The following is a 12,124-nucleotide window of genomic DNA, read 5'->3' as shown; positions in this document are numbered from 1 at the left end:
GTCTTCATTCGCCCTCGACACCCACTGCCGGCCGCCGCGCGGATGCGTTCTCTGCAATGCTCTGCAGCAGCCGCCCGCTCGACATGCTGATCTCCCGCACCGCTCGCTCGAACGCTTCCTGGTTCGCCTTCGACGGCTTCTGGAATCCGCTGATCTTCCGCACGAATTGCAGCGCGGCGGCGTCAATCTCGGCCGGCGTCACCGGCGGCTCCTGGTTTCTCAAAACTTTGATGCTGCGGCACACAATCCCTCCAGCGTCGCACGATCGGAAGAGAATCCGCACCCTGACGGCCTCGCCTGCATATACTGGACTTCTCCCGATGAATTCCCGACGAATCCTGTTGCTCGCCGCCTGCGCCTCGTCGCTCTTCGCGCAAGCCGATTGGCCGGTCTATGGCCACGATCCGGGCGCTGCCCGGTTCTCCCCCCTCCAGCAGATCAATCGCGGCAACGTCGAACGTCTTCAGCGCGCCTGGACCTTCCACACCGGCAAAGCGGGCTCCGAAGGCATCCCCATCGTCGTGGGCGGTGTCATGTATGTGACGGCCACTAACGGCATCTTCGCCCTGGAGCCGGAGACCGGCCGCCAACTCTGGCACTACGAAGCCACGCAAGTGGGACTGCGTGGGCTGGCCTATTGGCCGGGCGGCAAGGGCACTCACGCGCGCGTCTTCGCCGGAGTGAAGGGTGGCATGGTCGCCCTCGACGCGGCTACCGGCAAGCCGGCTCCGGGCTTCGCGAAAGAAGGCCTGCTCGACCTGAAGGAGGGCGTCCTCGGCGACCTGCCCGATGCGAAGATATCGCTTCAGTCGCCGCCGTCCATCTACAAAGATGTCGTGATCACAGGTAGCGCCAACGGCGAAGGCTCGCCCTCCAAGGGAGCCTATGGCGACATCCGGGGCTGGGACGCCAATTCCGGCAAACTCCTCTGGAGCTTCCACACCGTTCCGCGGCCCGGCGAACCGGGCGTCGAAACCTGGCCGGCCGACGGTTGGCGCAATCGCTCCGGCACCAACGCCTGGGGCTTTCTCACCGTCGACGTGAACCGCGGAATCGTCTATGTTCCGATAGGCTCCCCGACCTCGGATTTCTACGGAGCCGACCGCCACGGCGACGGCCTCTACGGCAACAGCCTCGTGGCGCTGGACGCCGCCACCGGCAAGCTGAAGTGGTATCAGCAACTGGTCCATCACGACTTATGGGATTTCGATCCAGCCGCTCCGCCCATCCTCTTTGACGCTTCGATCGGCGGACGCTCGATCCCTGCCGTTGCCCAGGTGACCAAAATGGGCCTGCTGTTCGCCTTTGACCGCGTCACCGGCAAGCCGCTCTATGGCATGGAGGAACGCAAGGTAGCCCAGACCACCATTCCCGGCGAAAAGACCGCCCCAACACAGCCCTACCCGTTGAAGCCGCCGCCGCTCTCCCGCGTCGAGTTCGCCAGGGAAGAGATCTACAATCTCACCCCGGAGCACGCCGGCTTCTGCCGCGATCTCTTTGAACGCAACCAGATGCGGCCCGTTCCTCTGTACACCCCATTCGAGTTGGACCAAAACGTCCTCATGTTCCCCAGCACCCTGGGCGGCGGTTCCTGGGGCGGCGCCTCGTCAGACCCTACGCTCGGCTACCTCTATGTGAATGTGAACAATCTGGGCCAATGGGGCCACATGGAGAAGAAGACTGACCCGGCCACTGGCGCGGTCACTTATATCCGTACGTCGGAATACGGCGCCTACGCTCGCTTCTGGAACCGGGACACCCGTATCCCCTGCACCAATCCGCCGTTTGGGGAACTCGTGGCGATCGATACTCGGACCGGGGACATTGCCTGGCGTTCACCACTCGGCACGATCCCGGCACTGGAAGCACTGGGCGTTCACAATACCGGAGCCGCCAACCTGGGTGGCAGCATCGCCACCGCCGGCGGCCTGGTCTTCATCGCCGCCACCAACGACAGCCGCTTCCGCGCCTTCGATGCCAAAACGGGCCGGAAACTGTGGGAACAGCCGCTCGACGCCAACGGCCACACCATGCCCATCACCTACCTGGGCAAGGACGGGAAACAGTACGTAACCATCATGGCGGGCGGTGGCGGAGGCTTCTTCGGGGGAACCCCAGCCGACAGCGTGATGACGTTTGCCCTGGGCCAAGCGCCCGCCCCTGCCATTCTCGAGTCGAAGGTAGAGCCGGCCTCCGCTCCTCGCAAAGGCCCGATTGTCCTACCCGACGCCCCCGGCAAGGCGTTGGTGCAGCGAACCTGCGGCGGTCCCTGCCACAACCTGGATACCGCGCTCGGCATGCGGCGCAACCGGGCCGGGTGGGCGGCCATGGTCGACAGCATGATCGCCCGCGGCGCGAATGCCAAGGAGGCGGAAGCGAAGGCGATTGTCGAGTACCTCACCGCCCAGTTCGGCAAATAGAACCGGTGGAATTCGAGTTACTTGCGCCGGCCAATCAGGCCGAGCGCAATGAGGCCGATCCCGGCCATGAGGATTGTCCCCGGTTCCGGGGCCACCGAATCTCCGGAGATTGGAGCGGTGCTTCCACCCTTGGCCGCCACGTCCAGCAGATCGATCGGGTTCTGGGGAATGGTCATGGAATAGGCAGCACTGCTCGCCGGCAAGCCGGACTCCCCGGTCAGGATGTACGCCTCGGCGGTCAGCTTGTCGGTAAGGGACATCCAGCCGTGGTCCGGCGCATTCCGAATGGCGCTGGCGCTGGCCGGCATGGCGGTCAATGCCAGCAGGACTAAAACAAGAACAAAACAAGAAGTTGCGGACACCCTCCGAGGCGCCGGCACGCGAATCAGGTCCAAAGCTCTTTCTCCTCCGGAAGCACGTGCATCGTGCCCCCGAGGAGATTAGCGTTTTTCCATCTTCAGATCGATCATGGGTCTCGAGTATATCTGGCGCCCTGTCCCAAAAAGAAAGGGCCAGCCCTAAGGCCGGCCCTTTCTATTGACTCAGCAGTGCTTAGTAGCGGTAGTGGTCGGCCTTGTAGGGACCTTCCACCCGCACGCCGAGGTACTCGGCCTGCTTCTCGCTGAGCACCGTCAGCTTCACGCCGATCTTCTCCAGGTGCAGGCGGGCCACTTCCTCGTCGAGGTACTTCGGCAGCACGTAGACGCCAACCGCATACTCGTCCTTCTTCTTCCACAGATCGAGCTGCGCAAGTGTCTGATTCGAGAAGCTGTTCGACATCACGAAGCTGGGGTGGCCAGTGGCGCAGCCCAGATTCACGAGGCGGCCTTCCGCCAGCATGAAGATGGCGTGGCCGTCGGGGAACGTGTACTGGTCGACCTGCGGCTTGATGTTCAGCTTCACGACGCCCGGGGCGTTGTTCAGGCGATCAATCTGGATCTCGTTGTCGAAGTGGCCGATGTTGCAGACAATGGCCTGGTCCTTCATCTTCGCCATGTGTTCCAGCGTGATGATGTCGCAGTTGCCGGTGGTGGTGACGTAGATGTCGCCGCGGCCCAGCGTGTCTTCCACGGTGGTCACTTCGTAGCCTTCCATCGCCGCCTGCAGGGCGTTGATGGGATCGATTTCGGTCACGATCACGCGGGCGCCGAAGCCGCGCAGCGAATGCGCCGAACCCTTGCCCACGTCGCCGTAGCCGCAAACCACGGCCACTTTGCCGGCCACCATGACGTCCGTCGCGCGCTTGATGCCGTCGGAAAGCGACTCGCGGCAGCCGTACAGGTTGTCGAACTTCGACTTCGTCACCGAGTCGTTGACGTTGATGGCCGGAACGAGCAACTTGCCTTCCTGCTGCATCTTATAGAGCCGGTGGACGCCGGTGGTCGTCTCTTCCGAAACGCCTTTCCATTCCTTCACCAGTTCCCGCCAGCAGTTGGGGTTCTCGGTATTGACCTTTTTGAGCAGATTCTTGATGACGTCTTCTTCGTGGCTGCCGGAGGGGGTGTTCACCCAGTCGGAGCCGTTCTCGAGCTCGTAACCCTTGTGGATCAGGAGGGTTACGTCGCCACCGTCGTCCACGACGAGCTGCGGGCCGAGGCCGCCGGGATGCAGCACGGCTTTCAGCGTGCAGTCCCAATACTCTTCCAAGGTCTCGCCTTTCCAGGCATATACGGGCACGCCGGCAGCGGCGATCGCGGCGGCGGCATGGTCCTGGGTGGAGAAGATGTTGCAGGAGGCCCAGCGGACGCTGGCGCCGAGGTCGACGAGGGTCTCGATGAGGACCGCCGTCTGGATGGTCATGTGCAGCGAACCGGTCACGCGCACGCCGGCCAAGGGCTTCTGCGCCGCGTACTTGCGGCGGATGGACATGAGGCCGGGCATCTCCGATTCGGCGATGGTGATCTCTTTGCGGCCCCAGTCGGCCAGGGACATGTCGGCGACTTTGTAGTCGGTCGTGGCAGGTGTAATGGTGGTGCTCATCGACTCTCCTGTAATTTTCATATCGTCAAATCGCGATACGTTGATATGATAAGTGACATCGCACTATGCCGTCAATGCTGAACACGTTCCGATTGCTGTCCGATCCGGGCCGGGTGCGGCTGGTTCTGCTGCTCGCGCAGGAGGAACTGACCGTGGCCGAATTGCAGGAGATCCTTTCTACCGGCCAGAGTACGATCTCCAGCCAGCTCTCCCAACTGCGCCAGGCGGGGCTGGTGGAAGACCGGCGGATCGGCAAAAGTGTGATGTACCGGTTGACGGAACCGCGCTCCGACAGCGGCCGCCGGTTGCTGGAAGTGCTTCAGGATGGGGCAGTTGAGGTCGCCGAGGCGGAACGGGATACCGAGGCGCTCAACCTCACCTTGAATAAGCGGCGCGACCGGATGCGGGCCTACTTCGATGAACTGGCCGGCAAGTTCGGGAAGCACTACGTTCCGGGCCGGTCCTGGAAGGGCCTCGCTGAGACATTACTGAAACTGATGCCGCCGATGGTGATCGCCGACCTGGGCGCCGGAGAGGGCACTTTTTCGCAATTGCTGGCCCAGCGCGCGGAGCGCGTGATTGCGGTGGACAATTCCGAGAAAATGGTCGAATTCGGCGCCGATCTGGCCGCAAAAAACCGCATTGGAAATCTCGAGTACCGGCGCGGCGACATGGAGAAGCTGCCCATTGAGGACGCGTCGGTCGACCTCGCGTTCTTCAGCCAGTCGCTCCACCACGCCCAGCATCCTGACCGCGCCGTCAAGGAAGCGTTTCGAATTCTGCGCCCGGGTGGACGGATTGCGGTGCTCGATCTGGTGAAGCATCACTTCGAGGAGGCGCGGGAACTGTACGCGGATCTATGGTTAGGCTTCGCTGAAGTTGAACTGGTTGGCTTCCTGAAGAAAGCAGGATTCAGCCGGATTGAATCCACGGTCGTCCATAAAGAGGAGCAGACGCCGTTTTTCGAAACGCTGCTGGTTGTCGGCGATAAGCCTCGAGCCTAGTTGGCCGGCTCCTTAATCTGGAGCAACTTGTCGACTTCCTTGGCCGCATGCCTGGTGATCTGTCCGTTGGGCCAGCGGATCGTGATGGCGGCCTGGGTGGATGCGCCTAAGCCGAAGTGCAGGCGCAGGTCGTTGTGCGAGGTGAAACTGGCTTGCGAGAGGACCGCCTGGACCTGTTTGCGATCTCCATATTCCACAGTGACTTGCGCTCCGATCGCAGCGCGATTGGAGACCGTGCCTTCCAGCTTCACCTTGAGCCAGTGGTTGGTGGACTTCAGGTCGTTGCGATAGAGCGCGGGCGTTTCATTGCGATTCCATACAACTACATCGAGATCGCCGTCATTGTCGAAGTCGCCGAAGGCGGCTCCGCGGGAGGAGTGGACCTCGTCCATCGCCGGCCCGGCCTGGGCGGCGAACAACTGCTCGAAACGGCCGGCTCCCAGGTTTCTGAACAGAAGCGGCGGCATCCGGCTGGGATAGGCGGGCAGGTCGCGTTCGGTGTCGGGATAGACGTTGCCCGTTACGAGGAAGAGATCCGGTAAGCCATCGTTGTCGAGATCCGGCATGCCCGCGCCCCAGGCGATGAAGCGGGTTTCGACACCGATCCCGGACGATTGCGTAATGTCGCGGTATTGCCCTTTGCCCAACCCCTCATAAAGGATATGGGTGTCGTCGGCGAAGTGGGTTTTAAAGATGTCCAGGATGCCATCGGCGTTGAAGTCTCCGATGGCGAGGCCCATGCCGGCCTGCTCCATCCCATCATCATTTAATGCGATGCCGCGCTCGATGCCTTCTTCCGAGAAGGTTCCGTCATGGTTGTTGCGGAAGAAGAGCGATGGTGTCGAATCGCAGGCGAGGTAGATGTCGGGCCAGCCGTCGCCGTCGAGGTCAGCCGCAATGGCGGTCAGGCCGAACGAAGAGCGGGCGCGGCCGATGCCGGAGCGTTGGCTTACGTCTTCGAAGGTCCCGTCTGGTTTCTGGTGGTAGAGGAATTGGCGGCCGGTCTTCAGGCCGCGGGGTCCGCAGGGCGTCATGACGCCTTTCCAGTTGCAGGAGGCGCTTTGGCCCGGTTTGGGGATCTTGGTGAGATCGAAGTCTATATAGGTTGCGACGAAGAGGTCGAGGCGGCCGTCGCGGTCGTAATCGAGCCAGGTGGCGCCCGCATACCAATAAGGATAGGCGGGGGCAGGTTCGGGGATGAGGCCGGCCTTGCGGGCCACGTCGGTGAACGTGCCGTCATGGTTGTTGCGATAGAGCGCGTTCTCGCCCCAATAGGTGACGAAGAGATCGAGGTAACCGTCGTTGTCGTAGTCGGCCACCGCGACGCCTTGGCCCCAGCCCACACGGGCGAGGCCGGATTTCGCCGTGACGTCGGTGAATGTTCCGTCGTGGTTGTTGTGGTAGAGACGGTTGCCAGCGCCGGGGGGCGGAGTGCCAAAGCGGGTGCCGCCGACAAAGAAGATGTCGGGGAAGCCGTCGTTGTCGTAGTCGAGGAACGCTACGCCGCCTGAGGAGGTTTCGGAGACGTATTGCACGTCGCGCTCGGCGCCGTAGATCTGGGTGTGAGTCAGACCCGCTTTTGAAGCCACGTTCACCAGCGAAGAAGGCCACGGCTTGCCGGATAACTTGGGACGAGGCTGGGGTTTGACGCCACGCGACGCCATGCCTTGGGGCAGCGACGGGACGGCAGAGAGGAGGAAGACAGCGATCAGAAGTCTCATTTTTCGCGGGGGCTGGGTTCCTGCTGCATGAGCGAGTCGGACTCGACGCGCTGGCGGGATTTCTCGATGACTTCGGCCTTGAGGCGGCGGACTTCGTCGAACTCTTTCTTCGCTTCCGCCGCGCGGCCCAGGGCCTGATAGGTGCGGCCGAGGAGAAGGCGGATGGCCTCCTGGTCTGGCAGCATGCGGCGGGCCTCTTCCAATTCCTTGAGGGCGACGGGGTAGTTTTTGGCGTTCAGGGCGATGCGGCCCAATTGATAGTGAGGATCCGGATAATTGGCGCGCAGGGTGATGGCGCGCTTCAGCATGGTGATGCCTTCCGGCGAGCGGCCATTGCGGTCGTAGAGGACGCCCAACTGGTAGGTGGATTCGGAGTCGGACGGATTGACCCTGAGGGCACGTTCGAAGAGGCTGATGGCCTCGTCGTCCCGGCGCGCCAGAAGATTGAGGCGGCCCAGGGCGGCGAGGGCGGGCGCCATGTTCGGGTTGGCGGAGACCACGGCTTCAAAGAGAACCTTGGCTTCGTCGTAGCGGCCGCGGCGGTATTCGATGAGACCTTCGATGAGCTTGGCCTGGGTAGGGTCGCCTTCCGAGCGGGCGAGGAGTTCCGCGGCGCGATCGGCATTGCCGGCGCGGCTTTGCGCGTAGGCGAGAGCGTACAGGATGCTGCGGTCCCTGTCGTTCTCCTTATAAGAGATCTCCAGTTCCGAGAGGGCTTCCGACAGCTCGCCGGTTTCGACCAGGCAGAGGCCGAGAAGCTGGTGGGCGCGGGCTTCGCGGGGGTAGGTTTTGAGGAAGGTGCGCAGATGGCTGGCGGCTTTGCCGTACTGCTGGATGCGCCCTAGCGACACGGCGATATTGAAGTGGATGGGGATGAGGGCGGGGTTTGCCTTGAGGGCTTGTTCGTAGAGGGCAACGGCCTCAGTGAACTGTTCGCGGCGGGCGTGGACGGCGGCCAGGTTGGAGAGCGCTTCGGCTGAGTTCGGATTGGACTTCAGGTATTCGCGGAAGAGTTGTTCGGCGCGGGCCAGATCACCGGCCTGAAACGCCTGCCGGCCGCTGTCCAGCAATTGTTGCGGGACAGCGGCCAGCAAGAGTGTTAACCAGACACTGAGCATTAGATCGCCCAGTATATCCTCTCCATTCGCTTAGAAGTAGAACTTCGCGGCGAGTTGGATGCGGCGGGGGTCGTTGGTTCCGGTGATGGCACCGAAGCCGAAGCGTCCGCCCGTGCCACCGAGAGCCGTCGGCAGGTTGGTGAGCTTGCCGGCTGCATTGAAGGTGGCGCCCCTGTTGTAATCGCTGAATTCAGGATGATTCGGGGCGTTGAACATCTCGCAACGGAGCTGGAGGCGCATCTGTTCGCGAATCGGGATGTTCTTGAAGATCGAAACATCCCAGTTGGTCCAGCCGGGTTGACGGACGGGGTAGCGGTTGGAGTCGAAGCCCTGGCTTCCCTTGATTGCAGGCAGAGCGAGGACAGAACCGTCGATGTACTGATTCAGGGTCTTGGGATAGGACGGCCGGCCGGTGTAGACAACGCGGGGGCCGACGTCGGGAGAACCCGTGTAGCGTTCATTCAGGTTGCCAACACCGTCGATGGAGAAGGTGATGTTGTTGGGAGCGCCTGTCTGGAACGTGGTGATGCCGGAGATCTGCCATTCGTTCGTGAAGAACTTGGCAACCTTGGAGGCACCGCTGGTGCCCTTGATGAACTTGGGCAGATTGTACACGTAGTTCAATACGAGAACCTGCGTACGGTCGTTGTTGAGTACATCGTACTCGGCCGCGCGGAAGTTGAACGGATTGATCGTCGTGTAGTCGTCGTTGGTGGTGCCCATCGCCTTCGACCAGGTATAGGCCACGCCGAAGGTGAAATCGTTGCCGAGGCGGCGGTTGGCCGACATCTGCATCGCATGGTAGTTCGAGTTGGCACCGAAGCCATAGGCCGTGGTGTTGGTATAGCCCTGGTACGCGCGATAGAAGTTGGGCGCGTTGCTGGTGGAACCATCGAACTTGGGGTTCGCGTTGAGCGGATCCTGATTCTGCGGCAGCCAGGCGGCACCCAGCGGGATGGCGTTCTGGTTGAGCCGGTAGAGCAGGTGGTTCGAGGAAGAACCAACGTAGGCGATGTCGAACAGGATGTTCATGGGCAGTTCCCGCTGGATGGTGAAGTTCCAGTTGTAGGTGGTGGGAATGTGGCCCTTCTTGTCGAAGCCGTTCACGCCACCCGGGAAGAAGATGCCAGCCGAAGCGGCCGGAATCGAGGTCAGGTTGCCGTAGTAGAAACGAGGCGTGGCGATGGAGGGCGGGTTGACCAGCATGTCGAAGATCGGGTTGCCCTGGAGGCGGTCATAGAAGACACCGCCGCCGGCGCGAATCACGGTCTTGTTGGCGACACGATAAGCCAGGCCGAGGCGCGGGGCATATTGCAGGCCGCGGCCATCGAGCAGGCCCTTCGGATAGTTCTGACCGGCCAAGCCCATGCCGTTGGCATAGACGCCGTTCACGAAGCCCTTGCCAGTGTTGACGAGGGAGCCGATGAGGGCGGCGGGACCCTGCTCACCCGTGAGCGGGTTGACGGAGACTCTGACACCGCTGCTGTTCAAGGCTGCCGTGCGCAGGACGCCGGCGGAGGCGGGGTCAAAGAGGGTCTTGTTCCAGGACGAGGTCTGCAATGCGTCGTCATACTGCGGCTGGATGTAGTAGAAGCGGACGCCGTATTCCAACGTCAACTTTGAACTCACCTTCCAGTTGTCTTGCAGGTACCACTCCACGTTGATGGACCGATACTGCCCGTTCAACACCTTGTTGGACTGCTGCAGGTAGTTGTAGTTGCCCAACAGTGCATTCGACCAGGACCAGTTAGTGTCACCAGGGTTGTTCGCGTCACGGCTGAAGTTGACGTAGCCGTTGATGGAGTTGGTGGACGTCTGATCCTTGGCGCTCTTGTTGATGTAGATGCCGGTCTTGATCGTGTGAGCGTTCCAAACCTTGGCCACGCTATCGGTGATGTCGTAGGTGTGGTTGTAGTTCGAGAACGGGGTGCCGGTGAAGTTGACGCTGGGCGAGTTCGGGACATCCCACTGCCAGTTCTGAACGAGGTTCAGCTTGTCGACGTCCGGATACGGCATTTTGTACGAGAGGTTCAGCTTGCCGCGATCGAAGGCGTTGTCCAGCGGGAAGATGTGCAGGACGTTCTTGGACGACCCGAACAGGAACTCGTTGGTGAGCGTGGGGTTGATGATCGTGGTGACGTTGGACACGAACGACCAGCCAGGTGCGCCGAAGCTCATCGGGCCGAACGGGATGTTGTACTGCGCGTTCCACTGGCCGTAGGCCATGCTGGTTTCATCCTTGTTGTTGATGTAGCGCGCGTAAACCTTCCACTTGTCGTTGATGTTGTAGTCGCCGCGATAGATGTCTTCGCGCCGGGGGTACTTGTTGGAAGCCTGCGACTGGTAGTTGTAGCCGTTGTTGATGCCCAGAGCGTTGGGTGAGGGATACCAGTTGAGGATCTTCACGCCGTCGGCATTGAGCCGGCTGGCTGGGATCTGGTTGTTGGGGAACTGGGCCTTGTTGTTCGCCGGATCGAGGATCTTAAGGGCAGCACCGCCCGCGTCGTGCGACTGAGAGAAGTCGCCCTGGCGTTCGAGGGCCGTGGGCACCGTGACGTTCGAGAGGCTGTTCGGAACCAACTGGTTCTGCCATTCGATACCGACGAAGAAGAAGAACTTCTCTTTGTCCTTATTGAATTTGCCGGGAATATAGGCGGGGCCGCCGACGTTGAAGCCGGCGAAGTTATAGCGGTAGAACGGCCTGGCACGGTTGTCGATATTGTTGCGCCAGGTGTTGGCATTCAGGCTTTCGTGGCGATGGAAGCCGTAGCCGGTGCCATGGAACTGCTGTGTGCCGCCCTTGGTGACGACCTGAATCTGAGCGCCGGAAGCGCGGCCGAACTCCGCACCCTGGGAGTTCGTGATGATCTTCATGTCGGCAATCATGTCCATGTTGGTGGACGCGAGCGTGCCGCCGTTCGAACCGGTGTCCATGTTGGTGACGCCGTCGAGCGTGAAGTTGTTCTGGTTATTGCGATTGCCGTTGGCAGCGATGCCGCCGACGCCGCCGGTGTAGACAACACCGGGAATCGTCTTGGCGAGATCGAACAGGTTGCGGCTGGTGAGCGCCAGATCGACAACCTGCTTGTTGGTCAGAACGCCGGCGCGTTCCGCCGAGGTGGCCTGAACCTGCGCTGCGTCACCTTCGACAGTGACGGTCTCAGTCAACGCGCCGACGCTGAGTGACAGGTCGCCGAGGCTGAGACGGTCGCTGGCATACAGGACGACATTCTTCTGCTCGAACTTCTTGAACCCAGTGGACTCGATGCTGAGATTGTAGGTTCCAGGCTGTGTGTTGGTGAAGACGAAGACGCCTTCATTGTTGGTACTGACCTCACGGGTTGTACCTTGCTGCGCGCTCACGATTGTGACTTTCGCACCGACGACGGCCGCCTGCTGTGCGTCTTTCACCGTGCCGCTAATAGTGCCGGTAATCTGCTGCGCCCACCCGGTCATACAAAGAAAGGGAAGAAGCGCGAGGATCGGCACGAACTTACTACGAATGACTACTCGGGAGAGCATCATACGCTGTGACCCCCTTGGACCAATGATCTGTCCTACGCAACGAGCCTACGGCCCACTGCGCTAGGCTGGGGCTGATACTAACGTAATAATAGTAACCTGTCAATGAATCGTTTTATGTTGCAGTTCAAAACGTAACCGGAGGGTGCTCCAAGGCGGCATATACCACCTTCGAGGTATCGATAGATCCCCATTCCCGGTAACTGACTTGGTTCTAGCAGGTTAGGAAGATTTCATGGACGTCGAAATCGGCCGAATTGAGATATCACAAACGCTGGCTTTGGAGACCATTCCGGTTCATTCGTTAGCGTTCACGTGATCAGAGTGAACAAAACCGTATCGGTACATATTGAATGCAA

The 12,124-nt window shown here is 61.1% G+C and carries 8 protein-coding genes; 2 read left to right on the top strand and 6 right to left on the bottom strand.

Annotated features, from left to right (window positions below):
• Positions 1 to 4: 4 nt before the first annotated feature.
• Positions 5 to 244: a DUF2277 domain-containing protein gene (locus IRI77_RS32915; RefSeq protein ID WP_194449174.1), complete on the bottom strand. Its 240-nt coding sequence runs from the start codon at positions 242 to 244 to the stop codon at positions 5 to 7.
• Positions 245 to 320: 76 nt separating this feature from the next.
• Here IRI77_RS32915 and IRI77_RS32910 point away from each other — a divergent pair, with 76 nt between their 5' ends.
• Positions 321 to 2,420: a pyrroloquinoline quinone-dependent dehydrogenase gene (locus IRI77_RS32910; protein WP_194449173.1), complete on the top strand. Its 2,100-nt coding sequence runs from the start codon at positions 321 to 323 to the stop codon at positions 2,418 to 2,420.
• A gap of 17 nt (positions 2,421 to 2,437) precedes the next feature.
• Here IRI77_RS32910 and IRI77_RS32905 read toward each other — a convergent pair whose 3' ends face one another.
• Positions 2,438 to 2,815, bottom strand: coding sequence for a PEP-CTERM sorting domain-containing protein (locus IRI77_RS32905; RefSeq protein ID WP_194449172.1), 378 nt, complete (start codon positions 2,813 to 2,815; stop codon positions 2,438 to 2,440).
• A 157-nt stretch (positions 2,816 to 2,972) separates the two neighbouring features.
• Positions 2,973 to 4,400, bottom strand: coding sequence for an adenosylhomocysteinase (gene ahcY, locus IRI77_RS32900; protein WP_194449171.1), 1,428 nt, complete (start codon positions 4,398 to 4,400; stop codon positions 2,973 to 2,975).
• Positions 4,401 to 4,465: 65 nt separating this feature from the next.
• Here ahcY and IRI77_RS32895 point away from each other — a divergent pair, with 65 nt between their 5' ends.
• A complete protein-coding gene (locus IRI77_RS32895; RefSeq protein ID WP_194449170.1) occupies positions 4,466 to 5,404 on the top strand; it encodes an ArsR/SmtB family transcription factor in 939 nt (312 codons plus the stop codon).
• Here the strand turns inward: IRI77_RS32895 and IRI77_RS32890 are convergent.
• Genes IRI77_RS32890 through IRI77_RS32880 form a run of 3 tightly spaced genes read right to left on the bottom strand, consistent with a single transcriptional unit; the run spans position 5,401 to position 11,768 of the window.
• Positions 5,401 to 7,125: a CRTAC1 family protein gene (locus IRI77_RS32890; protein WP_194449169.1), complete on the bottom strand. Its 1,725-nt coding sequence runs from the start codon at positions 7,123 to 7,125 to the stop codon at positions 5,401 to 5,403. The genes IRI77_RS32895 and IRI77_RS32890 overlap by 4 nt on opposite strands.
• A complete protein-coding gene (locus tag IRI77_RS32885) occupies positions 7,122 to 8,243 on the bottom strand; it encodes a tetratricopeptide repeat protein (RefSeq protein ID WP_194449168.1) in 1,122 nt (373 codons plus the stop codon). Before IRI77_RS32885 ends, IRI77_RS32890 begins: the two co-directional genes overlap by 4 nt.
• A gap of 30 nt (positions 8,244 to 8,273) precedes the next feature.
• Positions 8,274 to 11,768, bottom strand: coding sequence for a carboxypeptidase-like regulatory domain-containing protein (locus IRI77_RS32880; protein WP_194449167.1), 3,495 nt, complete (start codon positions 11,766 to 11,768; stop codon positions 8,274 to 8,276).
• Positions 11,769 to 12,124: the final 356 nt, after the last annotated feature.

The sequence above is a fragment of the Paludibaculum fermentans genome, assembly GCF_015277775.1.
In the GTDB taxonomy this organism is placed as follows: domain Bacteria; phylum Acidobacteriota; class Terriglobia; order Bryobacterales; family Bryobacteraceae; genus Paludibaculum; species Paludibaculum fermentans.
Note: the sequence above shows the minus strand (reverse complement) of the source record. Positions and strands in the feature narration are given on the sequence as shown.

Bases quoted from the DNA above. Each gene is read 5' to 3' on its own strand.
- IRI77_RS32910 (WP_194449173.1), top strand. From the start codon at position 321: ATGAATTCCCGACGAATCCTGTTGCTCGCCGCCTGCGCCTCGTCGCTC.
- ahcY (WP_194449171.1), bottom strand. From the start codon at position 4,400: ATGAGCACCACCATTACACCTGCCACGACCGACTACAAAGTCGCCGAC.
- IRI77_RS32895 (WP_194449170.1), top strand. From the start codon at position 4,466: ATGCCGTCAATGCTGAACACGTTCCGATTGCTGTCCGATCCGGGCCGG.
- IRI77_RS32890 (WP_194449169.1), bottom strand. From the start codon at position 7,125: ATGAGACTTCTGATCGCTGTCTTCCTCCTCTCTGCCGTCCCGTCGCTG.
- IRI77_RS32885 (WP_194449168.1), bottom strand. From the start codon at position 8,243: ATGCTCAGTGTCTGGTTAACACTCTTGCTGGCCGCTGTCCCGCAACAA.
- IRI77_RS32880 (WP_194449167.1), bottom strand. From the start codon at position 11,768: ATGATGCTCTCCCGAGTAGTCATTCGTAGTAAGTTCGTGCCGATCCTC.